General features: G+C 58.7%; 18 protein-coding genes and 2 pseudogenes. 14 read left to right on the forward strand and 6 right to left on the reverse strand.

Annotation, left to right across the window (positions count from 1 at the left end; genetic code table 11):
- Nucleotides 1-39: 39 nt before the first annotated feature.
- The 6 genes and pseudogenes from fabD to AC0V6U_RS05190 all read left to right on the forward strand — a co-directional run bounded on the left by fabD (nt 40) and on the right by AC0V6U_RS05190 (nt 4,826).
- Nucleotides 40-979, forward strand: a pseudogene (gene fabD, locus AC0V6U_RS05165) (ACP S-malonyltransferase).
- Nucleotides 979-1,731, forward strand: coding sequence for a 3-oxoacyl-[acyl-carrier-protein] reductase (gene fabG, locus AC0V6U_RS05170; RefSeq protein WP_472645125.1), 753 nt, complete (start codon nt 979-981; stop codon nt 1,729-1,731). The pseudogene fabD and the gene fabG overlap by 1 nt, the downstream one beginning before the upstream one ends.
- Before the next feature lie 196 nt (nt 1,732-1,927).
- Complete coding sequence (gene dnaN, locus AC0V6U_RS05175) at nt 1,928-3,055, forward strand: DNA polymerase III subunit beta (RefSeq protein WP_472645126.1); 1,128 nt, start codon at nt 1,928-1,930, stop codon at nt 3,053-3,055.
- A 19-nt stretch (nt 3,056-3,074) separates the two neighbouring features.
- Entirely contained in the window at nt 3,075-3,701 is a 627-nt protein-coding gene (locus AC0V6U_RS05180; protein WP_472645127.1) for a glutathione S-transferase family protein, read from the forward strand.
- A gap of 35 nt (nt 3,702-3,736) precedes the next feature.
- Nucleotides 3,737-4,069, forward strand: a complete 333-nt coding sequence (locus tag AC0V6U_RS05185) for a DUF2855 family protein (protein ID WP_472645129.1) — start codon at nt 3,737-3,739, stop codon at nt 4,067-4,069.
- Nucleotides 4,056-4,826 carry a DUF2855 family protein gene (locus AC0V6U_RS05190; protein WP_472645130.1) on the forward strand — a complete coding sequence of 257 codons (771 nt, stop codon included), beginning with the start codon at nt 4,056-4,058 and terminating at the stop codon, nt 4,824-4,826. The genes AC0V6U_RS05185 and AC0V6U_RS05190 overlap by 14 nt, the downstream gene beginning before the upstream one ends.
- Before the next feature lie 135 nt (nt 4,827-4,961).
- On the opposite strand, the gene AC0V6U_RS05195 is transcribed toward AC0V6U_RS05190, so the two are convergent.
- The 4 genes from AC0V6U_RS05195 to AC0V6U_RS05210 form a co-directional block, all read right to left on the reverse strand.
- Nucleotides 4,962-5,393 carry a hypothetical protein gene (locus AC0V6U_RS05195; protein ID WP_472645131.1) on the reverse strand — a complete coding sequence of 144 codons (432 nt, stop codon included), beginning with the start codon at nt 5,391-5,393 and terminating at the stop codon, nt 4,962-4,964.
- 130 nt (nt 5,394-5,523) lie between these two features.
- Complete coding sequence (locus AC0V6U_RS05200) at nt 5,524-7,290, reverse strand: N-acyl-D-amino-acid deacylase family protein (RefSeq protein ID WP_472645132.1); 1,767 nt, start codon at nt 7,288-7,290, stop codon at nt 5,524-5,526.
- A 72-nt stretch (nt 7,291-7,362) separates the two neighbouring features.
- Entirely contained in the window at nt 7,363-8,202 is an 840-nt protein-coding gene (locus tag AC0V6U_RS05205; RefSeq protein ID WP_472645133.1) for an alpha/beta fold hydrolase, read from the reverse strand.
- A gap of 138 nt (nt 8,203-8,340) precedes the next feature.
- Entirely contained in the window at nt 8,341-10,038 is a 1,698-nt protein-coding gene (locus AC0V6U_RS05210) for a PHA/PHB synthase family protein (protein WP_472645134.1), read from the reverse strand.
- A 224-nt stretch (nt 10,039-10,262) separates the two neighbouring features.
- Here AC0V6U_RS05210 and AC0V6U_RS05215 point away from each other — a divergent pair, with 224 nt between their 5' ends.
- The 5 genes from AC0V6U_RS05215 to lepA all read left to right on the forward strand — a co-directional run bounded on the left by AC0V6U_RS05215 (nt 10,263) and on the right by lepA (nt 19,608).
- Complete coding sequence (locus tag AC0V6U_RS05215) at nt 10,263-12,479, forward strand: EAL domain-containing protein (protein WP_472645135.1); 2,217 nt, start codon at nt 10,263-10,265, stop codon at nt 12,477-12,479.
- Nucleotides 12,480-12,685: 206 nt separating this feature from the next.
- Complete coding sequence (locus AC0V6U_RS05220; RefSeq protein ID WP_486169392.1) at nt 12,686-15,382, forward strand: EAL domain-containing protein; 2,697 nt, start codon at nt 12,686-12,688, stop codon at nt 15,380-15,382.
- A 122-nt stretch (nt 15,383-15,504) separates the two neighbouring features.
- Nucleotides 15,505-16,644: a diguanylate cyclase domain-containing protein gene (locus AC0V6U_RS05225; RefSeq protein WP_472645137.1), complete on the forward strand. Its 1,140-nt coding sequence runs from the start codon at nt 15,505-15,507 to the stop codon at nt 16,642-16,644.
- On the forward strand, nt 16,529-17,704 hold the full coding sequence (locus AC0V6U_RS05230) for an EAL domain-containing protein (protein ID WP_472645702.1): 1,176 nt from the start codon (nt 16,529-16,531) through the stop codon (nt 17,702-17,704). Before AC0V6U_RS05225 ends, AC0V6U_RS05230 begins: the two co-directional genes overlap by 116 nt.
- 86 nt (nt 17,705-17,790) lie before the next feature.
- The gene (lepA, locus tag AC0V6U_RS05235; RefSeq protein WP_472645139.1) at nt 17,791-19,608 is read left to right on the forward strand and encodes a translation elongation factor 4; all 1,818 of its coding nucleotides are present in this window, start codon (nt 17,791-17,793) and stop codon (nt 19,606-19,608) included.
- A 12-nt stretch (nt 19,609-19,620) separates the two neighbouring features.
- Here lepA and AC0V6U_RS05240 read toward each other — a convergent pair whose 3' ends face one another.
- Nucleotides 19,621-20,763: a copper resistance protein B gene (locus AC0V6U_RS05240; RefSeq protein WP_472645140.1), complete on the reverse strand. Its 1,143-nt coding sequence runs from the start codon at nt 20,761-20,763 to the stop codon at nt 19,621-19,623.
- Nucleotides 20,760-22,469: a copper resistance system multicopper oxidase gene (locus AC0V6U_RS05245; RefSeq protein WP_472645141.1), complete on the reverse strand. Its 1,710-nt coding sequence runs from the start codon at nt 22,467-22,469 to the stop codon at nt 20,760-20,762. Before AC0V6U_RS05245 ends, AC0V6U_RS05240 begins: the two co-directional genes overlap by 4 nt.
- A gap of 74 nt (nt 22,470-22,543) precedes the next feature.
- On the opposite strand from AC0V6U_RS05245, the gene AC0V6U_RS05250 reads away from it, so the two are divergent.
- The 3 genes and pseudogenes from AC0V6U_RS05250 to AC0V6U_RS05260 all read left to right on the forward strand — a co-directional run bounded on the left by AC0V6U_RS05250 (nt 22,544) and on the right by AC0V6U_RS05260 (nt 26,342).
- Nucleotides 22,544-22,828, forward strand: a complete 285-nt coding sequence (locus AC0V6U_RS05250) for a metal-sensitive transcriptional regulator (RefSeq protein WP_472645142.1) — start codon at nt 22,544-22,546, stop codon at nt 22,826-22,828.
- Between the two features lie 573 nt (nt 22,829-23,401).
- Nucleotides 23,402-24,167, forward strand: a pseudogene (locus AC0V6U_RS05255) (outer membrane protein assembly factor BamD).
- Nucleotides 24,168-24,260: 93 nt separating this feature from the next.
- Nucleotides 24,261-26,342: a CapA family protein gene (locus AC0V6U_RS05260; RefSeq protein ID WP_472645143.1), complete on the forward strand. Its 2,082-nt coding sequence runs from the start codon at nt 24,261-24,263 to the stop codon at nt 26,340-26,342.
- Nucleotides 26,343-26,344: the final 2 nt, after the last annotated feature.

A 26,344-nucleotide genomic window follows, 5' to 3' on the forward strand; every position in this document is an offset into this window, starting at 1 on the left:
GGTGGAGGGCGCGGGCGGCGAGGCATAAAGGAATTTGAAGTGCGAGCATTCGTTTTTCCGGGACAGGGCAGCCAAAAGGTCGGCATGGGCACAGAGCTTGCGGCGGCGAGCGCTCGCTGCGCGGGCCGTGTTTGAAGAGGTCGATGAGGCTTTGTCGCTTAAGCTGTCCGCGATCATGGCTGAAGGGCCAGCAGACGACCTGACGCTTACCGAAAATGCGCAGCCCGCGATTATGGCCAATGCCATTGCGACCCTGCGCGTGCTGGAGGATGAGTTCGGCGTCTCGCTGACCGAAGCGGGGGACTGCGTCGCAGGCCATTCGCTCGGTGAATACACGGCGCTGTGCGCGGTTGGCGCTTTCTCGCTGGCGGACACCGCGCGGCTGTTGAAACTTCGCGGCAGCGCGATGCAAGCGGCGGTTCCCGTGGGCGAAGGCGCGATGGCGGCTCTGCTCGGTGCAGATATCGAGAAAGCCAGCGCATTGGCCGCCGCTGCAGCGGATGGTGAAGTGTGCGAGATCGCAAACGACAACGACCCCGGCCAAGTTGTCATCTCTGGCCAAAAGGGAGCTGTCGAGCGTGCTGCTGGCATGGTGAAAGATCACGGGATCAAGCGCGGCGTGTTGCTGCCCGTATCCGCACCGTTCCATTGCTCCATGATGCAACCCGCCGCTGACCGCATGGCAGAGGCCTTGGCCGCGACGCCTCCCGGCGCGCTGGCTCTGCCGCTTTATGCCAATGTCACCGCATCCAAAGTAACCGACCCCGCCGAAGAACAGAAATTGCTGGTTGAGCAGGTCACCGGGCGCGTGCGTTGGCGCGAAAGCGTGGCGCAAATGCACAGCGACGGCGTGAATGAATTTGTTGAACTGGGCGGCAAAGTGCTGGCCCCAATGATCCGAAAGATCGCTGGCGAGGCAGAAACCGTCAGCCTAGTCACCATGGAAGACCTCGAAGGTTTTGCGAAGGAGCACACATAATGTTTTCACTCAGCGGAATGAACGCTCTGGTCACCGGCGCGAGCGGCGGCATTGGCTCATCCATCGCGATGGCGCTCGCCAGTCAGGGCGCGCGCGTCGCATTGTCAGGCTCTAACGGTGACAAGCTGCGCGCATTCAGAGAGCAGATGATCAACGAAATCGGCGGCGATCATGTTGAGATTACCTGCAACCTGTCCGACAGCACTCAGGTCGAGGAATTGATCCCAGCGACGCTCGATACGCTCGGCGGGATCGACATTCTGGTGAACAACGCCGGGATCACCCGCGATAACCTCGCCATGCGGATGAAGGACGAGGAATGGGATCAAGTGATCTCCGTCAATCTCGAGGCGGCCATGCGCCTGATGCGGGCCAGCGCCCGCCCGATGATGAAGGCGCGTTTTGGCCGCATTATCAACATCACCAGCGTGGTCGGCAGCACCGGCAATCCCGGGCAAATGAACTATGCCGCGGCGAAGGCCGGGCTGACGGGCCTGACCAAGAGCTTTGCGCAAGAGGTTGCCTCGCGCGGGATCACCGCGAATTGCGTCGCGCCGGGTTTCATCCGCACCGCAATGACGGCGGAATTACCCGACGCTCAGAAAGACGCGCTCAACGCCCGCATTCCGGCAGGCAAGATGGGCGAGGGCACGGATATTGGCGCGGCTGTGGCCTATTTGGCGAGCCGCGAGGCGGGCTATGTCACGGGCGAGACGCTGCACGTGAATGGCGGCATGGCGATGCTCGGCTAATCCGCCCCCTCTGGCTGCGCCCGTTCGCGGCCCTTGGCTGGTAAACGGGCCGTTATCCCCAAGGAATCGCCGCAGGTAAGACCCCAAGCTTGCCCGTGGGTACAGCCCCGCTAAGGTCTTTTCAGGAATTCCGGCGCGGATGGGCGATTCCTGCCCTTAGAGCGCGTCATGCAAAGTAAGGGTAATAGGCTAAGCAATGAAGGCTACGATCGAACGCGCGACGCTCCTGCGTTGTCTCTCCCATGTTCAGTCGGTTGTTGAACGCCGCAACACCATTCCGATCCTGTCCAACGTCCTGATCGACGCCAGCGATGGCGGCAGCGTGAAGGTGATGGCGACCGACCTCGATTTGCAGGTGGTTGAGACCATGGCGGCCGCTTCCGTCGAAGGGGCAGGGGCGATTACTGTTTCTGCGCACCTATTGTTCGATATCGCGCGTAAGCTGCCAGAGGGAAGCCAGGTCAGCCTGGAAACGGCCGAAAACCGAATGGAAGTGAAGGCAGGCCGCAGCCGCTTTAAGCTGCCAACCTTGCCGCGCGATGACTTCCCGGTGATCGTCGAAGGCGATCTGCCGACAAGTTTTGAACTGCCGGCACGCACTTTGGCTGAGATGATTGACCGCACTCGGTTTGCGATCTCGACCGAGGAAACCCGCTATTACCTCAACGGCATCTTCCTGCACGTGACGGACGATGATGAGCCTGTGCTCAAGGCCGCTGCGACCGATGGCCACCGCCTTGCGCGCTTCACGCTCGCTCGTCCAGAGGGAGCAGAGGGCATGCCTGACGTCATCGTTCCGCGCAAAGCGGTCGCGGAACTGCGCAAGCTCCTCGAAGAGGCGATGGACGGAAATGTCCAGATCGATCTGTCGGCCAGCAAGGTTCGCTTCACGCTTGGCGGGGAGGGCGGCGTTGTCCTGACCTCCAAGCTGATCGACGGCACCTTCCCAGATTACAGCCGTGTCATCCCGACCGGGAATGATAAGCTGCTTAAGCTTGATCCGAAGAGCTTCTTTGACGGCGTGGACCGGGTTGCGACCATTGCGACTGAGAAAACTCGTGCAGTCAAAATGGGCCTCGATACAGACCGGGTAACCCTGTCGGTGACCTCGCCTGACAACGGCACTGCGGCGGAAGAAATTGCGGCCGAGTACAAGTCAGATGGCTTCGAAATTGGCTTTAACGCCAATTACTTGAAAGACATTCTTAGCCAGATCGATAGTGACACTGTTGAGCTGCACCTGGCCGATGCCGGAGCGCCAACTCTGATCCGCAAGGATGACAAGTCACCGGCACTTTATGTCCTGATGCCGATGCGGGTTTAGTCCCGCCGGGCTGCGCCAGATGACGGCGCAGGTTCGCATCTTCGGCACGGTCATTTCCACATACACGCGGATCGTAGAGATCACGTGTGAAGAGGCTGGCCTGTCGCATGAAGTCACCCCGACGCCTGCGCAAAGCCCTCAAAACCGCCATCCATTCGGCAAAATTCCGGTGGTTGAGGTTGATGGGCTGGAGCTGATCGAGAGCGTCGCCATCGCGCAATATCTCGACAATGCGCATAATGACGGCGGTCTTCAGCCTGTCGATCCGGCGGCACGCGCGGTGATGGATAAATGGGTCGCTATTGCCAATAACTACCTGTTTCCACTGTTTGAAAATGGTCTGGTTATGCCATGGATTATGCATCGCTATGCCGGGCATCCGTTGGACCAGGCAAAGATTGAGCGCGCGCTCCCTCAGATCAGCCGGGCGCTTGGTTTCCTAGAGGCGGAAATCGACAAGGATGGCGCGTGGACCGGCGGCTCATTCGATCTGGCGGACGTGTTTCTGTACCCGGTGCTGCGCGGATTGGAGATGACCCCGCAAGGCGCGGTGGGCATCGCCCAATGCGATGGCTTGCAGCAATGGATGCGCGCCTGCGAAAAACGTCCCGCGATTGCCTCAACGCGGTGGGAAAGCGAGCCGTGATCGTCTAGCATCCTTACGCAAAGAGGAGATCCAAGATGACAGTCCAACAAGTTCACGTGTCCAAAGACGAACTCACCAATGCCGCGCTTGTCGAGGTCGACAATGGAGAGCTTGCGAGCGGCGCAGTGCGGCTCGAAATCGAAAGCTTCTCCGTCACGGCCAACAACATCACCTATGCAGTGGTGGGTGACGGCTTTGGATATTGGAACTTCTTCCCCGCGCCAGAGGGCAGCGGCATCGTTCCAATGTGGGGGCACGCAAAGGTCGTCCAAAGCAATTCTGAGGATTTCGCCGTCGGCGAGCGGGTTTATGGATACCTGCCCATGGCATCGCACCTCGACGTGATCCCCGGCAATGTATCGGCTTAGCAGCTTCATCGACACCACCGATTATCGCCAGCCGATGAGCCCTGTGTACAACCAATATTCGCGCCTCGCGGCCGACCCGGAGCATGACGCGAGCAAAGAGGCGGAGCGGATGATCTATGGCCCGCTGTTCAAAACGGGCTTCATCATCGACTATTTCATGCGCAACAACGAATGGTTCGGGGCCGAGCAGGTGATCCTGACCAGCGCATCGTCCAAGACCGCGATGGGCCTCGCCAGCGTCGCGCAGCAGAATTCTCCGGGTGTGAAGCGCGTCGGTTTAACCTCGCCGGGCAATGTCGAATTTGTCGAGAGCACAGGGCTTTACGACAAGGTCTGCTCATACGACGAGGTCGCCATGCTCAGCCTGCTGCCAGCGGTTGTGGTCGACTTCGCCGGTAACGCGGGGCTGCTTGCGAAGATCCACGAGCACTTTTCCGACGCTCTCAAATACTCATGCCTCGTCGGCGCGACCCATATTGAGGAACGCGGCGAGGGCGGAATGCGTGCGGAACGCGGACTGCCCGGGCCAAAGCCGACCTTGTTCTTCGCGCCCGATCACTTCGTGTCGTTCTTTAAAGAGCACGGCCCTGTCGATGGCGGGATGATGATTGCCAAGACCTGGCACGGCTTCCTCAGTGCGGTGGATGGCTCAGTTAAGATCGAGAAGCATTCCGGCTTGGAGGCAGCGCGCACGACCTATCTCGAAATGGTCGGCGGCCATGTGGACCCCGCCAAGGGGATTGTGATTGAGCCTTAGGGGTGGGGCGCACCTGCTTTAGGCTGACGTTAGATTGGCTCTGTTGGTCTGAAGTTGGGGGTGTTAGGGGAATGGCTGCTTTATTGGCTCATTCACGGTCAACCGAACATTTCGGGTGGGCTGTATTCCCAATGATTACATTTTAGGGGATGGCGGCTCTATGGGAATCCTCTCGGAGGCATCCTCTAATTGCATGGGAAAACCAGGGTTTTCTTCAACCATCCTATCCCACTCGGCGCGATCGATAATGCTGAAGCGCCCCTGCGCTAAAGCCTGCTGAAGACATGTTATTCTACCGTCTAGATCTGCACTCGTTTGAAAGTATGCGCTTTCGCCACCGTCTGTAATTGCACCGTTAAAGCCAACTAGTTCCACTTCGCACCGGCCCGCAACGTCATGAATAGTATCAGGGAAATCGGGGATATAATCATTGGCGCGACTGCCGTCAGTCCAGATATATTTCGTTGTTCCAAAATTCATCTCAATGATTGGCTTTTTATCGCTGAGACAACCAGAGACGCCAATTGAAAGCACCAAGCCATAAAGCAGAAGCAATTTTCGATGCATGTGGATTGACCTATCAACGAGGGTGTCTGCTTTCAACCTTTCCCAAGTCCCGCTGTTCCTGCATGAATTGGGTCGTAAGCTGAAAGTCTGGTCCTATAAACAGTACTCAGTTAGCCGACCTCGTCCGCCCTTACTCCGCCGCTTCAGCCAGCTCGGCTCTTTGCGGGCCGCGGATCAGGCCGCCGGGCGCTTCACCGGTCCATTGGCCTTCGCGGAAGGTCACCACGCCGTTCTTGATCGTGCAGGCATAGCCATCGGCCTTTTGCAGCAGACGTTTGCCGCCGGCAGGTAGGTCAAAGGCGAGCCATGGGCGCCCGAGCTTCAGGCGCTGCATGTCGATGACGTTGAGATCCGCGAGATATCCCGGGGCGATTACGCCGCGATCTTCCAGACCATAGAGAACGGCGGTGTCACGGCATTGCCGCTTAATCGCGTGCTCCAGGCTGATCTTCCCATCCCGCTTCCGGTCGCGCACCCAATGCTGCAGCATGAAGGTGGGCGAGGCGGCATCGCAGATTGTCCCGCAATGCGCGCCGCCATCGGAAAGAGAGTTAACCGTGTCCTCCGCTTGCTGCAGCGGCAGCAGGAAGTCGAGATTGCCCTCAGCATAGTTGAGGATCGGCAGGTAGATAAAGCCGGTCGCATCGTCTCGGCACAGCATGTCATAGGCGTATTCCTGAGGGTCGACGCCCGCCGCGACTGCTCGCGCATTCACGCTGGCGCTGGCATCCGGCTCATAGTCAAAATCCGGGTCCATCTCATATTGCAGCGCCCAGCCTTGGGTGATCACCATCACGACTTGGATGATATCAGTCGGCGCCTCGGAATAGTCATTGGCTTCCGACAGAAGCTGGGCCTTGAAAGTGGGATCGAGCAATTTTGCTTTCTGCTCTGGCCAATCGAGGTCCTTGATTGCTTGCCAACTGGGACGGAAGGCGAAGGGGTTCACCGTTCCCTGCCACGCCATGATAATGCCGTTTCCGCGCAGCGCGATCTGAGCAACGATATTGGCGCCATTGTCATTTTGCGCCCGCATTTCAGAGATTTGTTCCTCCAGCGGCAGCTCTTTCGCGATGCTCTGCAGCGCGGCGAAGGTGACCGGAATGCCGGCCTCGCGGCTCAGCTGGCCCATCCACTCAAACTCGTTCCAGTCCCGCTGCAAGTCACTGGCCATTTCGAACACGGCATGCCCGCCAGCCGCCTGTGCGCGGCCCATAGCGCGGCCAATGGCGACGAGCTCATCTGCGGTGGCGGAGGTGCCGGGCACAAGTTCGCCATCGACGGATTTGTGCAGGACTGTGCGCGAGGTGGAAAAGCCAAGCGCACCTGCGCGCACGCCTTCCTCAACGATTTTGCCCATCGCCTCGATATCGACTTCGGTCGGAACCGCGCCCGGCTGCTCGCGGTCACCCAAGACATAGGCGCGCACAGCGCCGTGCGGGACATGGGTGCCGATATCCATGGTTCGCGGCAGTTTTTCGAGCGCATCGAGATATTCCGGAAAAGTTTCCCAATCCCAAGTGATCCCCTCGGCCAGAGCCGTGCCGGGAATGTCCTCCACGCCTTCCATCAGGCTGATCAGCCATTCGTGGCGGTCTGGCTTGGCAGGCGCAAAGCCGACCCCGCAATTGCCCATCACGACCGTGGTGACGCCGTGCCAGCTCGACGGTGCCATCTCCTGATCCCAGGTGGCCTGGCCGTCATAATGCGTGTGGATGTCGACAAAGCCGGGCGTGACGATTTGTCCGCTGGCATCGATCTCTTCCGCTGCATCGCCGCGCACTTCGCCCACTTGGACAATGATGCCGTCTTTCACCGCGACATCGCCTGCGAAGCTCTCCGCCCCGGTGCCATCGACAATCGTGCCGCCCCGAATGATGAGGTCGAACTGCGCCATAATCTCTCTCCACTGTTAGGTGAGAGAATGTCGTATTGGGCCCACGCTGTCTAGCGGCCCGCGCGGTAAAACCTATGCCGCCGTGCGAAGCTCGCCCACGGTCGCGGGCGGATCGAGGAATTCGCGGATTGCGGCGACGCTCTCTTCCTTGTGGCTTAGGAGGAACAAGTGTCCTCCGCCTTCCATCACCACCAGCTTTGAATTGGGGATCAGGCTGGCGAGGAATTTGCCATTGGTGAGCGGGACGATGGCATCATCGTCGCCCATCATGATCAGCGTGTCCTTCTTCATAAAGGGCAGGGCAGGCGCACTTGTCCAGCCGAGCATACACAAAAGCTGATACATGTAGCCACGCGGGGAAGGCGGGGTGAGGCGCGACATATGACCGGATTTGCCCGGACCCGCGCCCAAGCCTTCGCCGTACAGCGTTTCAAAGTTCTTTTGCATGAAAGCTGGGTCAATATAGCGGCGCGGATTGGCCATTTTCGACAGCGCTTTAGGACTGCCGGGCATCATCAGCATGCCCGCGCTGGTCGCGATCAGCACGAGCCTGCGTGTGCGGCCCGGATGCTGTATCGCAAAGTGCTGAGCCATGCCGCCGCCCCAGCTGATGCCCATCACATCGACCAGATCGACGCCCAGTTGGTCGAGCAGTTTGGAAGCGGTCCAAGACATGGTCCACGGCGTGTAAGGGACAAGCGGATCAGGCGACCCGCCAATTCCCGGCATATCGAACATGATAAACGCGCGCTCTGGCAGAGCAGCGGCCAGCGGAGCAACCGCTTCGATATTCGCGCCAATCCCGTTGAAGAACAGCACGGGCGGATGCTCCGACGCCTTATCCAGCCGCCATGTCGCAACGCGCAAAGAGCGCCCGCCCACATCCTGCAGGCCAATTACAGCGTCCTTCATTGCCTCGTCTTTTGCGGCCCCGTCCAAAACACTATTCCCTTCAATGTGGCTGAGGCGGTATCCATCGATCCCTCATGAACACCGCCCCAATTGCTATTTCTTGCTGCGCCTATGCTTTCGCGGCAGACGCGCCAGGCGTTACACCTCTTCCACTACGTATAGACCGGGGGCCGCGTCCAGCGGCTTGTACTTCGTGCTCCCCAGCTTTTGCGGTGCAGCCTTGGTCTTACCAGAGCGTTTCTGAACCCACTCCATCCAATATGGCCACCAGCTGCCTTTGACCTCTTCGGTCCCTTGCAGCCATTCGTCGGCGGTTGGCGGCAGCTTGCCCTTCTTCTTTTGAATGAAATACTTCGCCTTCGGATTGCCCGGAGGGTTCAGGATCGCCTGCATATGGCCAGATTGGCTGAGGACGTATGTCACATCCTTTGATCCAAACAGCTCGGTGGAGCGATATGTCGCTTTCCACGGGGTGATATGGTCCGTGACCCCGCCAAGAATGAACATATCGGATTTCACCTTGGAAAGGTCGACCATGTGATCGGCCATCTCCACTTCGCCCTGTTTGGTGAAGGCGAGCGTCTCAAACAGAGTGAGGAAGTCAGCCATCAGACTGCCCGACAGATTGGTCGCATCGGCATTCCAGAACAACACGTCGAACGCGGGCGGATCCATGCCGAGCAGGTAGTTGTTGATCACATAATTCCAGATCAGATCATTCGGGCGCAGCCAGGCAAAACCGCGAGCCAGATCATCGGCCTTGATAATACCGGCCTTTTCCGCACGTTTGCGGGCCAGCGCCATGCCGTTTTCCGACACGAGCGATGCAGCCTCAACGTCGGTAGGCTTGGGGTGCAGCACGCACACCATCAGCGTTAGCGTGCCGAGCAGATCGCTCTTTTGCGCAGCGAGTTTCGATGCGAGCACGGAAGCGGTTTGCCCGCCCGAACAGCCCGCTGAAACATTGACCTTCTTAGAGCCGGTGATCTCAGCGACGGCTTCCATCGCCTCTTCGCATGACCGGATATAATCCGCCATGCCCCACACGCCCTGTTCCTTGGTCGGGTTGCGCCAAGAGATGACGAAGGTTTGGATGCCGTTGTCGACCTGAAATTTGACCACGGACTTATCCGGCGACAGATCGTTGATATACATCTTGTTGATCTGCGGCGGGATGGTCAGCTGCGGGATTTCATGCACTTCATCTGTGGTTGGAGCATAATGCACCAGCTCCATCATCTCTGTGCGAAGCACGACGGAACCTTTTGAAATCGCAATGTTTTCGCCAAGCTTGAAGGGGCGCTTATCAACCTGGCTAACCATGCCCTTATTGTTGACGAGGTCATTATAGGCGTTCTGTAAACCCTTGATCAGAGACAAGCCGCCAGAATTGATCACCTGCTTTTGCGCGATCGGATTGCCGATCAGCGAATTGGTCGGCGCAAGGCCATCTAGGATGATGTTGGTGATGAAATTGGCGCGGTTGCGCTCCAGCTCATCAAGCTCCAATTCCTCAAGCCAGCTGCGCATCCCCTTTTGCACCGCGAGGTAGTATTGCGCGCCAGCCTTGAAGAACGGGTTGAATTGCCAAGCTGGGTCCATGAAGCGTTTGTCTTTGGGATCGGGCGCAAGCTCGCTCTTGCCGGTCATGATCTTGACCATGTCCGCGCTCATGCTTTGAGCATGCTTCATCAGGCGTTTCGGATCAGATGCGGTCTCACGCAAAAGCAGCGCAACCGCGCCGACAAAATCTTCGCGCGCAACGCCAATTAACGGGCCCAAGGCATTGGTTGATTGGGCCGCTTCATTTTCAAGCTTTACGGTGCTGTCTGGCATCTCATCCCCTCAATTGGCTTCTGCAGAGCCTTTGGTATCTTCAAATCACAATTTTCGCCCTCACTCTAGCCCAATGTTTAGCGTGGGCAAGAGCGAGCGGTTTTTACCAGCAATCGCGTGAATGCTGAAAGGCTTAGAACTATCTCAACGATTGTTGGCTAATGCCCGTGCCTTAGGCGAACTTGCGCAGGTTGCCTGTGCATTCAAAAGGGGCAGTCACTTTCGTGGCCGGATTGTTTTCGAAGCTGACAAAATCCGCAGAGGAGACGGAGCAAGAGGTGCCTGAACCGGCGCCATTGCCGCCGATCAGCGCGAGCGATTTGGAGCGCCGGGTTGAACTTCTTGATAGCCTAGAAAGCGCGGGTCTCGGATGGTTTTGGGCGAGCGATTCCAAAGGTCGCCTGATCTATCTCTCCGACGCAGCGACGCAGCAGCTTGGCCTTGAAGAGGGTGAGAGCGCGGTTGGAATGCCGCTGGCAGAGCTGTTTTTGCCAGACAATGATCAGGCCGCTGAAAGTTCTGAGCGCCCGCTAAAATTCGTACTCGCGGCCAGAAACTCGATCAGTCCAATGACCGTCCGGCTTGCCGGGACGCAAGGCGAGGTCTGGTGGGAAATCGCGGCGAAACCGCAATTTGACGAGAACGATCATTTCACCGGCTATCGCGGCAGCGCAAAGGATATCAGCGCTACGCATCAAAGCCGCCGCGACGCTGAGCAATTGTCCAAATTCGACTCGCTAACCGGTCTATCCAACCGGTACCGCATGACGAAACAGCTGACGTCGACATTGACCGCGTTTCGATCTGCGAAACGCAGCGTGGCCTTGATGATGCTGGACCTCGACCGGTTCAAACAGGTCAACGACACCATGGGGCATCCCGCTGGTGATGAGCTGCTCAAACAAGTTGCAGCGCGGCTGAAGCGCTTGATCGGCGATCGCGGGGAAATCGGCCGTCTCGGCGGTGATGAGTTTCAGGTTATCCTGCCAGATATTGATGATCGCGGCGTGCTGGGTGATTTGGGGCAGCGCGTGATCCAAATGCTCTCGCAGCCCTATTCAATCAACGGCATGCGCGCGGTAATTGGCTCTTCCATGGGCATCGCGATTGCACCTTATGACGGTATTGATGCGGACGAATTGGTGAAGGCCGCTGACCTTGCGCTCTATTCAGCGAAAGGCGAGGGGCGGGGCCAATACCGGTTCTATTCCAGCGATCTTAAAGAGGGCGTGAAACACCGCCACCGGATCGAAGAAGATCTGCGCGACGCGATCGCCAAAAACGAACTGCAAATGCACTATCAGCCGATCGTTACGGCTGAAAAGCATACGGTCGAATGCATGGAAGCGTTGATGCGTTGGGAGCACAGCGACCGCGGGATGATTTCCCCGGGCGACTTTATACCAGTCGCGGAAGATGTGGGGATCATCCGTGAACTGGGTGAATGGGCGCTGATCGAGGTGTGCAATCAGGTCAAACTTTGGCCGAAGTCCGTGCGCGCGGCAGTCAATGTGTCGGCGGTTCAATTCGCCTCCGATGATTTCGTCAAAATTGTCCGTCACGCGCTGCAAACATCTGGCGTCAATCCGGAACAAATTGAGCTGGAAATCACTGAAAGCGTCTTCGTGGGCGATCTGGACCGGACCTTCCGTCTGTTCCGCGAGCTTAAAGAGCTTGGCGTGAAACTGGCGCTCGATGACTTTGGGACGGGTTATTCCTCGCTCAGCTATTTGCGCGATGCACCGTTTGACAAAATCAAGATAGATCAGAGCTTTGTTCGCGGTTGCTCAGCTAATGACAACAACAATGCGGCGATCATTGCGGCTATTGTCAGCCTCGCCGAAGCGCTGAACATGGAAACGGTCGCGGAGGGCGTTGAGAACAAAGACGAGCTCGCAATGGTGCAAAAGCGCGGCGCAAGTCACCTGCAGGGGATCTTGTTCTCCCGCGCTGTTCCGGCGCAAGAGGTGCTGGACCGGTTCGAACGCGGCGAGTTTGAATATGAGCCTTTGGGACCAGAGAAATACCGCCCAGATCGCCGCACGGAATTCCGCCGTATTGGCCTGATCCATGATGATCACCGCTACAAGGTGATGCTGCGCAACCTCTCCAAAACCGGGGCGAAGATTGAAGGCCTGCTCGACGTGCCGCTGGGCACGCAAGTTGTCCTGGACTTTGGCGGCGGACAATTAGCGGTCGCAACGGTCAAACGCTCTCAGGGCTTCAGCCAAGGGGTCGAATTTGAGACCCCGCTGATCAATGACGGGGCGGATGGGCTGTGCACGCGTCACCGTGTATCGCCTTACCAGATTGAGGCGGTCGGCAGGCCTTTGGCCTCGCTCGGCAACGACGCCTATGCGGCGCTGGCCGGAAACGTCAAAGCGGCGAGCAAAGCCTTCATCGAAGTCGATATCACCGGCACCTCCGGAATTGCTGCTTAGCAGGCTATTGAAAACGCGGGATTGTCCTTAGACCTTCCCAATCATGGTTTACGGAAATTAACCATGAAACCCAGGGCTTCCCCGTAGCCGCCTTTTCACGATCCCGAAGTCTTGGTTAAGGCGGGCTAAACTGGCGCCGAATATTGCTGCCCGAGTTAACTGTTTCCTAAACGCCTGCACCCCAATCCCGGCCTATGAATTCGCCGGTGAAACCACAGCAATTGCAGCCTGCAGGGACGGGCGTTGATCGCCCGCGCACTTTGCGCGGCGCATTGCCGCAGGTTGCAGCAACGCAAGGCGACGCCGAAAACCCCAATCGTGCCAGTGATGACCGCCGCGGGCTGGAGCGCGTGCGCACCTCAATTGCGCCAGCGACTGTGCGTGAAGAGGCGGCCTCCAACACTGAACACAGCTATTACTTGCCGCCGCGCCCGCGTGCGATGGCTGGGTTCCTGCTGATTGCTTACCTGATTGCAGGTGCAATTGCGGGCGCTGTGCCGCTTGGGGCTTTGGCGATCATTGGCGCGGTCCTATCTGTCGGCATCTTCGCGTTTGGAGGGGCTCTTTCCGCATTCGAACGGCGCGATGAGACACCCTATGCCATGCGCATCGGCGTGTTGATTATCGGCGTCGCTGTGCCGATGCTGAGCGCGGGAATGGTGCTTGGCCTGTGGGTGCTCGAAGGGCTTACTTGGCAATGGGCAGTCGGCACGATTGTCTGCATCCATGCGGCCTGCGCTGCGCTGTTCGGAATGCGCATCGTCTCACTGTTCACGGCGAAGTTCGGCGTTTGGGCCGGTTTCGCCTTGGTGGACCCAAGCCCGCTGACATTCTCCGCGCTTGCTGGCGCGGCCATCGTCCTGATGCTGGTTGCACGGTTTGAATGGCTCAGCGCGCATCGTCGGCAGGTTGCGAGAGAAGCGCGCGAACGCCTCGCCTCAAGGGCTGAGGACATCCTGCGCAGCTTTGAAGAAACCGGCCAAGGGTGGTTTTGGGAAACCGACAGGCGCGGGCTGATCAGCTATATCTCGCCGTCTGCTGCCGATGTGATCGAAAAGCCGGTTGAAGACATCCTGGGTCGTCCGCTGAGCGCGATTGTCGATATGACCTCTGGGCCAACCGGAGCAGAGCGGACCCTGTCTTTCCACCTGTCCGCGCGTTCCCCCTTTAACGAGGTGGAGCTGCGCGCGGCAGGGACCACGCCGGAGCGCTGGTGGGCTCTAACCGGGCGTCCAGTCTACGACAGTTTCAAGAATTTCTGCGGCTTTCGCGGTCACGGCTCTGACCTGACCGAGCAGCGCCGCAGCGAGCAGCAAGTCTCACGCCTCGCGCACTATGACAGCCTCACCGGCCTCGCCAACCGGATGCAAATGTCCCAGACGCTGGAGCGGATTCTCGGTTCACCACGCGAACGTGATCGGGCCTGCGCGCTGCTGATGCTCGATCTCGATCGCTTCAAGCAAGTCAACGACACTCTGGGTCATCCAGCGGGCGACGCATTGCTGAAACAAGTGGCCCAGCGCCTAGAGCGCACCGTGGGCAGCAAGGGACGCTGCGGCCGGTTGGGCGGTGACGAATTTCAAGTCATCATTCCGGGCTACAATTCGCGCGAATTGCTGGGTGACCTTGCCACGGAGATTATCGCAGCACTCTCTCAGCCATACTCGGTCGAAGGCCAAAGCGTGGTCATCGGAGCCTCCGTCGGGGTTGCGATTTCACCTGAGCACGGCTTCTCTAACGAAGAGCTGATCCGCAATGTCGACTTGGCTCTCTATGCGGCCAAAGACGCGGGGCGGGGCACGTTCCGCTTTTATGCGGCTGATCTGCACTCCGCCGCCGAAGCGCGCGCGCAATTGGAGAAGGATCTGCGCGAAGCCATCGCGCAAGGGCAGCTCCAATTGTTCTATCAGCCGGTCGTGTTCGCCGGGAATGAGAAAATCACCGGGTTTGAGGCGCTGCTGCGTTGGCACCATCCAACCAAAGGCTGGCAGTCTCCCGCAAAGTTCATTCCGATTGCAGAGGATGCGGGCCTGATCGATCAGATCGGCGCTTGGGCATTGCGCACAGCCTGCGCTGATCTCGCGCGTTGGCCGGATAGCATTCGCTGCGCCGTCAATGTTTCTCCGCTGCAATTCTCAAACCCTGAATTGCCGACAATTGTCGCCAATGCATTGGCGCATAGCGGCATCGAGCCATCACGGCTTGAGCTCGAGATTACCGAGAGCGTTTTCCTCAACGACAGTGCAGGCACCGAGGCAATGTTCGCCAGCCTGAAACGGGTCGGTGTGCGCCTGGCGCTGGATGATTTCGGCACCGGCTACTCATCGCTTGGTTACCTCAAAAAGGCCCCGTTTGATAAGATCAAGATCGATCAAAGCTTCGTTCGCGGCGCCACCGAAAAGGGCAGCCGCAATGGGGCGATCATCGCCTCGATTACCAGCCTAGCCGAAGCCCTACGGATGGACACAACGGCAGAGGGCGTTGAGACTCTGGACGAGCTTGAACTCGTCAGACAGCTCGGCTGCAGCCATGTTCAAGGCAACATCTATCACAAGGCCCTGAACGCCAATGATGCAGGCGAGCTGGTCGCCGGTGATCTTGCTATTAAGGCAGAGGGGCCGCGCGCAGCCCGCGCTCCGCGCAAGGTCCTGCTGCGGCGGATCATGGTCAGCTATGATGGCAACCGTGCCCCTGCGACCTTGCGATCAATCTCTGAGGGCGGAGCGATGATCGATGGGGTTTGGAACGTGACCGAGGGCACCTTGATCAAGATCGAATTTTCCAAGGATCGATCGGTAAAGGCACAGGTGCGCTGGTCCAGAGAAAGCAAGATCGGCGTGGAATTCGCAGCGCCATTGCAACGCGCCCCAGATGGCAGCTTCGACGTACTGCGCGAGGGGTAAGTTGGCGACAATGAGCGATAGGAGAATGCGCCCGCGCGTTAGGGCAATAGTAACCATCGCGGTTTACGTCTCAGTCAGCACATAGTGTTTGCTGTCCGAGCAAATTGAAGAGGAACACAAAAGTGGCCCTGAAGGGTTTCTTGTCATCAATGGGTGGAGCTGGCTCGTCGCGCAGCAAGCGCGGCCGTGCGGTTTCTGCGCTTTCTGACGACGAAAAGCTGGCGATGCTCGAGGACTTGGAACATTCCGGTTTGGGATGGTTCTGGGCGAGTGATGCGGATGGCAATCTCACCTATCTCAGCGGCGCCTTGGCGGAATGCATTGATGTTCCTCTGGAAGATCTGATTGGCCAGCCGCTGGCGAGTGTCTTCAATCCGCGCGACGGGGATGGGCGGACAAAATCGCTTCCCTTGGTGCTTGGCGCGCGCAAATCGTTCTCTGGCTTCGTGGTCGAGGCGGCGAGCGGCAAAACCAATGCCGTACTGCGCTTGGCTGGCAGGCCGGTTGAAGATGGCAGGGGACGTTTTACCGGCTTTCGCGGAACCGGCGCGGACATCACGCAAGAATTCCACCGCGAAGAAGAGACCTCGCGGCTCGCCAAATTCGATTCTCTAACGGGCCTCGCAAACCGCCACCGAATGGCGCAGATCATTGATTCCACGCTAACGGCGTTCCAAGCGGCTAAGCGCAATTGCGCCGTGCTCATGCTCGATCTTGATCGCTTTAAACAGGTCAATGACACGCTTGGCCATGCAGCTGGTGATGAGTTGCTGAGGCAGGTTTCCGCCCGGCTCCAACGTTCGATCGACCACGAGTGCGAGATTGGCCGATTGGGCGGGGACGAATTCCAGGTTTTGCTGCCTGATATGGACGACCGCGGCGTTTTGGGTGAGGTCGCGATGAAGATCATTGCGATGCTCAAACAGCCATATTCGCTCGAAGAGGGTCGCTGCGTCATTGGCGCATCGGTTGGCATCGCGATTGCTCCGCATGATGGCGTGACCCGCGAAGAGGTTGTTCGCGCAGCGGACCTTGCACTTTATGCCGCCAAGAATGGCGGGCGCGGTCAGTACCGCTTCTTCTCAGGCGAACTTGAAAACGAAGCGATCTTCCGCCGTGCGGCTCGAAGAAGGCCTGGGCGAGGCAGTGCGCGAGGATCAGCTGTTCCTAAAGTACGAGCCAATTGTTGCTGCCCAAGGCATGAATGTAGAGGCGCTAGAGGCGCATATCTGCTGGAACCATGCGCAGCGCGGCGAAATTGACCAGGAAGAATTTGCCGGGATCCTTGAGGGTTCCAGCCAAAACATCGAAGTCGGACGCTGGGCGATTGAGCAGGCTGCTCGCGATGCCGCAAATTGGCCGGAAACCGTGCGTGTTTCGGTCAATGTGCCAGTGCAATTGTTCAATTCAGAGGGCTTTGTTGACGGCGTCGCGGATGCTCTAAAAGGGGCGGATATCGCAGCCGCTCGGCTCGAGCTGGAAATTCCAGAGGCGGTTTTCTTTGGTGACACGGACGGTGTCGACCGGACCTTGGCTGCTTTGTTCAAACTGGGCGTTCAACTCACCCTTGATGAATTCGGCAGCGGCTATTCCTCGCTCGCGTACCTGCGCCGCGCGCCTTTCGATACAATCAAGATAGACGAGCGCTTGATCGCCGAGGCCTCCAACCAAGATGGCCGCGAACTGGGGCTGGTGAAGGCGATTGTGGCGCTCGCCGGTGCGCTGGATATGAACACCGTTGCCAATGGTATTGAGTCCATGGAGCTGCACGGGGTGCTGGGCGAATGCGGTGTGTCCTATCTGCAGGGGCCAATTTACTCCGATCCAATCACAATCGACGCAGTCTTTGATGCGCTGACCGATGAGGCGTGGAATATTGAGCCTGACAGCGACCGCACGAAACGCGCGCGCCGACGCACTGTGTTCCGCAAAATCCAAGTGATCCATGATGATCACTCCTATGAAGTCACCTTGCGTAATCTGTCGAAGACTGGCGCCTTGATCCAAGGCCTGGCCGATGTGCCAAAGGGCACGCAATTCGTCGTCGACCTGGGCGGCGGGCAACTGGCGGTTGCAACCGTGATCCGCACGAGTGCTGACACCCAAGGGCTCGAATTCGAACAGCAGCTGATTGACGATGGCTCTGGCGGGCTGTGCACGCGCAACCGTGTCTCACCTTATGCTTTGGCCTCAGCGGGTGCGCCATTGGCTGCACTGTCCCAAGGCAGCTACAAAGGCATGGAAGGCGGGATGCTGGGCCAAGGTGGCGCAAGTGTGCCGCAGTTCGGATATGCCAATACGCCAAAGCCAGAAGCGGCCTAAAACCTGCGGGTTTTGCACGCTCTTTTGAGAGTGTTGCGATTTTCGCGAATGACATGGGCAGCGCGGCCCGCTAATTGGCACAGCCAATGACTGACCTTTCAAAAATCCGCAATTTCTCGATCATCGCTCACATTGATCACGGGAAGTCGACTCTGGCCGACCGCCTGATCCAATTCACGGGCGGGCTGACCGCGCGCGAGATGTCCGAGCAAGTCCTTGATAACATGGACATTGAGAAGGAGCGCGGGATCACCATTAAGGCCCAGACCGTGCGCCTCAATTACAAGGCGAAGGACGGCGAGACCTATCAGCTTAACCTGATGGATACGCCGGGCCATGTCGATTTCGCCTATGAAGTCAGCCGCAGCCTGGCCGCATGCGAAGGCGCCTTGCTGGTCGTGGACGCCGCGCAAGGGGTGGAGGCGCAAACCCTCGCGAATGTTTACCAATCGATCGAGCACGACCACGAGATTGTGCCCGTCATCAACAAGGTCGACCTGCCCGCCGCAGAGCCAGAGCGCGTGCGTGAGGAAATCGAGGAGGTCATCGGCCTCGACGCGTCCGAAGCGGTGATGTCCAGCGCAAAGACCGGCATCGGGATCGAAGACGTGCTGGAGGCCGTCGTCGCCAAAATCCCGCCGCCCAAGGGAGAGCGCGACAAGCCGCTGAAGGCAAGCCTCGTCGACAGCTGGTACGACCCCTATCTCGGCGTGGTTATTCTGGTTCGCGTGATCGAGGGCTTCCTCAAAAAGGGCCAGAACATCACCTTTATGCAAGGCGGCACGCAGCACCTTGTCGACCGCGTCGGCTGCTTCACGCCGAAGCGCGAAGATCTGGACGATCTGGGCCCGGGCGAGATCGGTTTCATCACCGCGCAGATCAAAGAGGTGGAGCAGGCCCGCGTGGGTGACACGATCACCACGGTGAAGGGCGGGGCGACCGAAGCCTTGCCGGGCTATAAAGAAGTGCAGCCGGTGGTGTTCTGCGGACTGTTCCCGGTCGATGCGGCGGATTTTGAGAAGCTGCGCGAGAGCATCGGCAAGCTGCGCCTGAATGACGCCAGCTTCAGTTTCGAGATGGAAAGCTCCGCCGCCTTGGGCTTTGGCTTTCGCGCGGGCTTCCTCGGCCTGCTGCACCTTGAGATCATTCAAGAACGCCTCAGCCGCGAGTATGACCTTGATCTGATCACCACCGCGCCATCGGTCGTTTACCGCCTGCAATTGGGCAAGACGAAGAACGAGGACGCGAAGGAAATCATGCTGCACAATCCCGCCGATTGGCCGGATGTGAACCGCATTGAAATGATCGAAGAACCGTGGATCAAAGCGGTGATTTACACCCCGGATGATTACCTCGGGGCGATCCTGAAACTGTGCCAGGACCGGCGCGGGGTTCAGACCGATCTGACCTATGTCGGCGGGCGGGCGCAGGTGACCTATGAGTTGCCGCTGAATGAGGTGGTGTTTGATTTTTACGACCGTCTCAAATCAATCTCGCGCGGCTATGCGAGCTTTGATTACGAGCAGATTGGCCTGCGCGAGGGCGACCTCGTGAAGATGAACATTCTGGTCAATAATGAGCCGGTTGATGCCCTGTCGCTGATCGTCCACGCTGGCGTCGCGGAGGAGCGCGGCCGCGGGATGTGTGAGCGCCTGAAAGACCTGATCCCGCGCCACTTGTTCAAGATCCCCGTGCAGGCCGCGATCGGCGGCAAGATCATCGCCCGCGAGACGATTTCAGCGATGCGCAAAGACGTGACCGCAAAATGCTATGGCGGCGATATTTCCCGGAAGAAGAAGCTGCTGGAAAAGCAGAAAAAAGGCAAAGCCAAGATGCGCGAATACGGGAATGTGAGCATTCCGCAGGAGGCGTTTATTGCTGCGCTTAGGATGGGTGAAGAGTAAGAGTCCTCAAGTTTAGAACCAAGCTCTCAAGCCGATCACAACCTTCAACCCGTTCGGGTCTTCGCCAGCGGCTCGCGCAATATCTGCGGTTTCGCCCAGTGCGGCCTCGTATTCAATCCCGACATAAGGAGCGAACTCGCGTTCGATCTCGTAGCGCAGCCGCACCCCCGGCTCGATCTTGGTGATCCCGGCACCGATCCCGCGTTCGGGAATGTCTTGCGCTGACAGCTCAACCTCAAGGCGTGGCTGCACAATCAAGCGCTGTGTGATCCGCTGATCGTATTCGCCTTCCAAGCGCGCCGTGATATTGCCTCGATCCGAAAGGAAAAGCGCACCATCGACATGGAACATGTAGGGTGCGAGACCCTGCACACCAACAACCAGATGCCCGCGTGTGTCAGGCTCTGCATCAAAACGCACACCCGCTTGCAGATCGAAAAACGGACCGATGGCACGGCTGTAGAGCGCCTGAATTTCCGCGTCTTCCAACTCTCCGGCGAACTCGCCTTCACCCTCGGTTTTCAGGACAAAGCGATTGATGTCGCCGCCGTAGAAGGCTTGCGCATCCCACACATATCCATCCTCGCCGCTATCCGTCGTGATGCGTGCCTCAAACCTTTCGATCAGAACACTACCCGTACGCATACCGCCATTCTCACGGGCCAGGTTTTCGCGGCTCGGTGCCATGGCGCTGGCACCCCAGATTGCGTCTGCTGCGTGGCGGGGGCCTTCAAGGGCTCTTGCTGGCACTGCGTCTTCCGGCGCGGCGCCTGGCGCGGATTTGTCAGTTGCTGCTCCATGCTGGCTATGGTTCATGGCGGAGTGATCCATTGAGGAATGGTCTATCTGTTCGGGCTGAGCGCCGTCCTTATGCTCGCTATGATGCATCGAACCGTGGTCCATACCGTCATGGCCAGCTTGATCTTCTTTCGGCGGGCACTGTTCGGGCGGAAGGTGTCCCATCGCGCAATGATCGGCCTTGAGGTCCACTTCTTTCGGCTCTGGCTCGTTCGCCGGTTGAGGCTGATGCTGTGCATGACCTTGGTCCTGCGAATGCGCATCGTGATTGGCGTGACCAGAATGCCCTGAATGATCCTGAGCGGATAACGGCGCAGCAGTCAGAGCTGCTCCAATCAAAAGGGCGGCGCGCATCACCCGTCCGCCTTATCAGGGAACGGACGCACGGTTACGACCTGCATCATACCTGCGTGCATGTGGTAGAGCAGATGGCAGTGGAAGGCCCAGTCTCCTGGCTCGTTCGCGGTGAGATCAAAGGTTGCCGTGCTGCCCGGTTGCACCACCATCGTATGCTTCAAGGGCTGGTGCATGTGATCCGCGCCGTTGACCATCTCGAAGAAGTGGCCATGCAGATGGATCGGGTGAGCCATCATGGTCTGATTGACCAGCTTCACCCGGACACGCTCATCATAGCCAAAGCGGATCGGGTCATCGGTGACGGCAGTGAACTTCTTTCCGTCGAAGCTCCACATATACCGTTCCATATTTCCGGTGAGATGTATCTCCATCTCTCGCTCAACCTCGCGGTGCGGGTTCATGCGCTTGGCCTTGAGATCGGTATAGCGCAGCACGCGGTGCTCAACGTCGTCTAAGCCAAGACCGGGGAAGTCCATTCGGTCTGCCGGCATCGGCGCGACCATATCGACGCCGGGGCCAGTCTCGACATCATCGGGGAGCAGCGAGGTGTCGCGCATGTCGTGATCCATACCGCCCATATCGCCGTGTCCCATCGCAGCATGGTCCATCATGCCCATATCGGTCATGGTCAGCGTAGGGATTTTGCGCACAGCGGGCGGCGTAGCGATGTGCCCCTTATGGCTGGTGAGGCTTGCAACGCCCATTCCGCTGCGATCCATGGCTTCTGCAACGATGGCGTGGCTGCCATCCTTCGGCTGAACGATCACATCATAGGTCTCAGCGACTCCGATTTGGAACTCGTCCACCTCGACTTCATCAACGTCTTGCCCGTCCGTCTGAATGACCGTCATCGGCACGCCGGGAATGCGCACATTGAAGAATGTCATAGCCGAGCCATTGATGACGCGCAGCCTGACCCGCTCGCCCGGTTTGAACTCCAATTGCAGATCATCGGAAGGGCCGTGACCGTTGATGAGATAGGTGTAGGTCTGACCGGACACATCCGCGATGTCCCGAGGGTTCATCCGCATCTGCCCCCACATGCGGCGCATCTCGCCTGACATCTCACCCTCAGTCGCGCTTTGCATCTGGTTTTGGAAATAGTGCTCGCCCACTTTGAGCAGCCGCATAATCTGATGCGGATGGATTGGCGTGAACTCCGACAGAAGCACCACATAGTCGCGATCATAGCGCGGGTCTGGTTCATCGCTTTCAATGATCATCGGACCGTAGTGGCCAGCTTGTTCTTGCAACCCGGAGTGTGAGTGCCACCAATAGGTTCCCGTCTGTCGGATAGGGAACTCATAAGTGAAGGTCTCACCCGGCTTGATACCGGGGAAGCTGACGCCGGGCACTCCATCAAACTGGAATGGCAGGAGCAAGCCGTGCCAATGGATCGAGGAATCTTCGTTCAGATTGTTGGTAACGTGCAGACGAACGTCCTGCCCTTCACGCAAGCGGATCAGCGGACCGGGCACCGTGCCGTTCACGGCAAAGGCGTGCCCTGCGCGTCCACCGGTCATGAAATGCGCATCGCCAATCGAGAGGTTTATGTCCTCGCCTGACATTTCGCCAAAACCCTTGCTCGCGTGTGGCATGGACTTGTTTTGGGACTGACCGCGCGCCCAAGCAGGCATCGGAAGGGATGATGCTGCAGCCAATGCAGCGGTGCTGGCAATCAGGTTGCGGCGGGAGAACTGTGGCATGTAGAGCGTTACCTCTGTTGAACGAATGAGATGATCTATATATACCCCCTAGGGTATTGCAATCGGATCGCGACATGGACGAAGATAACGCAAAAATTAAGGGCGCCAAGCTGAACCGCCTCAAGCGGATTGAGGGCCAAGTGCGCGGTGTTGCGCAGATGGTCGAAGACGACCGCTACTGCATGGACATCCTGCACCAAATCGCTGCGATCAAATCAGCACTCGCGAAGGTGGAAACGCAGGTTCTCAAGGATCACGCGGCTTGCTGCGTAGCTGAAGCTATCGCCAGTGGAGACGAGGGCGAGCAGCGCGAGAAGTTCGAGGAATTGGTCGAACTAGTCGAAAAGACACGACGTTAAAGTATCTTCCTCACTCCCATTCATCCGTAGTGCTCCACCGCGCCTTAGGCTCCACAGCCTTGCGCTCCCGCACCTGAGGCTTCGCCGTCACAATCTGGCGTTTTTGCTATCCGCGGGCACATCCGCGCCCGCGAAGTCCTCGCGGCGTGCGGACAAGTCTGCGCCGCTGCGGGCGCCCGATCGGGCTTGCGGTCTGCGAAAGGCGGAGCGATTACCGCTATCTGACAATCAGGCCGCTTGGATATCGAGCAGCTGCGCTCTCGTTTTCCTACTCCCACGCAGGGCGCTATGGCGCGGTTATGCGCTCGCATCTCAACCTTGATCGGAAAAAGCGATTAGTCAGGCGCGCTGTGATCGATTGGAATTTTGGCCTAAGACTGTGTTCCATTCGTTCCAAGCGTGGCTCACGTGCGATGAGCCGAGGCTCGCGCGGATATGCGAGAGATGTGCATGAAGTGTGGTCTGCGGCGTCAACTTCACTTGGCGTTCACGTACGGCGCGGTTATAGGGTGGGGTATGACTAACGCCCCTGATAGCGCTCGCTCTTTCGCCCGTATCCTCCGCAAGTCTGCCATGCTGGCGGGCCTTGCCGGTGCCACTCTGTTTACCACGGCCTGTGGCGGCGGCTCTGCCAATGAAGACGTGGCCTATGTCGCGCGGGATGTGGAATCGCTCTATGGCGAGGCGAAGCGGCGGATGGATAGCGGCAATACGCTGCTCGCCGCGGCGCTGTTTGACGAGGTTGAGCGGCAGCACCCCTATTCGCCATGGGCGCGGCGGGCGCAATTGATGAGCGCTTTCAGCTACTACGTGGCGCGCGATTACAACAAGGCGATTCAGAGCTCGCAGCGGTTTCTGTCGATCCACCCGGGCAATAAGGATGCGCCCTATGCGTATTATCTGATTGCGCTGTCCTATTACGAGCAGATCAGCGATGTGAACCGCGATCAGAAGATCACGGAGCAGGCGAAGACGGCCCTGCGTGAGGTGAACCGGCGTTTCCCTTCAAGCGAATATGCCGCCGATGCGCGGCTGAAGCTGGACCTGGTGGATGATCACTTGGCCTAGCAAAGAGATGGAAATCGGGCGGTACTACTCGCGCTCTGGCCGGTGGCTGGCGGCGAATCTGCGGTTCCGCAATGTGCTGGATAACTTCGATACAACCAGCCATGCGCCAGAGGCTTTGTACCGCCTGACGGAAAGCAGCCTGGCGCTGGGCGTACCGAATGAAGCGGTGAAATACGCGGCTGTTCTGGGTGCGAACTATCCCGGTGATGAGTGGTATGAGAAGGCCTATGAGCTGGTTCAGGACCACGCGGCGGGTGTTTCACCAAGCTGATCGGTCGGCGGGCGCGGGCTGGGATGATCCCTTAAGGCACCGCTAGCTTAGTATTAACCAAATATCATCCGCTGTGCGTTAGTCCGCGCGGCCATGAAACGCTCGTTTTGCTTAACCCTATTCGCGCCGCTGTTTGCCTGTCTGGCAGCGGTCGGCTTCACTGCGCCCGCCGCCGCTCACCCTGACCACGGATTGGTCGGCGGGGCTGAGGCTGGTCCAGGTGAAATCCTCATCGGAGGAATGCTCGATGGCCGCCGCGACGGCGTGAGGATTGACGGCATTGCGGTGACAATCAACGGCTCACCCACCGATCTGGCTGAGGATGGCCATTTCACTGCCGCCGTGCGGATCGCGCCCTATTACCGGGTCGATATCAAGGGCGAGCGCGTTTTCACGATGGTGCAAACCTTCGGCAATGCAGAGCTGCGCGATGCGCGCTGTGAGTGCCTGTCGATCCCGCCGATTGAGCTGGTCGAGCGCAAGAAGGGCCGCATCGAGCTGTTCTTTGGCGGCGATAGCATGGCGGGAAGGCGCTATTTCACCGCTCCGCGCGGCGAGAAGGCTGTGCTCGACAAGGTCACGCTGGACAGCGATCTTGATCAACTGTTCACCGCGATCAAGCCCTATCTTGAGACCAGCGATCTCGCCTCAATCAATCTGGAATCCGTAGTCGCTGCGGCGCAACCCGGACCGCCAGCGCCCAAACAATATCTGTTCTTCTCGCCGCCGGAACTCACCCATGCTCTGGCGCGCGCAGGGATCGATCACGTCTCGCTCGGCAATAATCACACCGCCGATTACCGCGATGCCGGCCTGAAGACGACCATCGACGCCTTGGACGCCGCCGGTGTCGCATGGTCTGGCGCTGGCATGGATGTGACCGAAGCAGAGCGCGCCTCTCGCTTCGAGCTCGCCGAGCACAAGCTGGGCATTTATGGCTTTGTTGGATGGCGCGGCACATGGACGCCAAACCAGACCGCCACCGAGACTAAAGGCGGTGCAGCTTGGGGCAAACGCAGCGATGTCGAGCGCGTGACCAAACGCGAGCGCCGCGCTGGCTATGTCCCGATCATGCATTTTCACGGCAATCTGGAATATGCCGACCGGCCGTCAGAATTATCACTCCCACGCTTTCGCGCTGCGATTGAAAAGGGCTCTCCGCTGGTCATCGGCCATCACCCGCACGTGACCCATGGGCTGGAGATTTATCGCGGCGGCCTGATCGCGCACTCGCTCGGCAATTTCCTGTTCGATCAGGAGCATCCGCACACCCAGGTTACCTATGCGCTGAAGGTCTGGCTGGAAAAGGGCGAATTCCTGCGCGCGGAAGCAATCCCGCTCAATATGCTCGATTACCGCCCCGTTCCGGCGACCGGCGGCATGCGGCAAGCGGTGCTGACCCGGCTGCACTGGCTGTCCGAAGAGATGGGCACGGTGCTGGCGCAGACCGGTGGGCACTCCGCCGTATGGGCCAAACGCAAGGGGATCGAACGCCCGCAATGCCGTTTCCCGAAAGAGTTCAATCTGGCGTATTTTGCGCCCGCCTGCATCAGCGACCGGGGAAGCTATGGCCGCAACATGATCCCGCGCGGAGACTTTGAAAACACTCAGTTTGAGCTGGCCGGTGATCGGTTCTGGATGTCGCGCAACGCCGCGATTGATTTCCGCACCCGCCCCAATGGCGAGGGCTATATGGCGCTGCTGCCTGATGGCGGACCCAAACTGCCTTACCTCTATTCACGCTCTTACATTCGCGATGTCTATGCGACCCGATTTACCCTGCAGAGCAAGATCAAATTGCCGCGCGATGCCGAGGTGGAATTGATCGTGAAAGAACGCCCGCAAGAAGGGGCCGCGCCATCATCCTCTATTCGCGGCGTGTCGCTCGGTATGCTGGAAGTAAGCGGCGGCGATTGGCGTGATCTGAAGTTCGATTTCAACCGCCCAGAAGAGGCGGGTGGTGCGGCGCGCGCATTCCGCGTAATTCTGAAGATCCGTTTCAAAGATCGTCGAGCGACTGGTGACAAGACCATTGAGCTTGATGATTTTGAGCTGATCGAATGGCCTGATAAAGACAGCCAGAAAGATCCCGCTCAGGCGTGGCGGTGGACCCATTATCAGCCCAATGTTTCACGCGCTGAGAGCGTCCCGGCTAGCCCGTCTGCTGGCGAGTAAAA

The sequence above is a fragment of the Erythrobacter sp. W36 genome, from assembly GCF_057364935.1.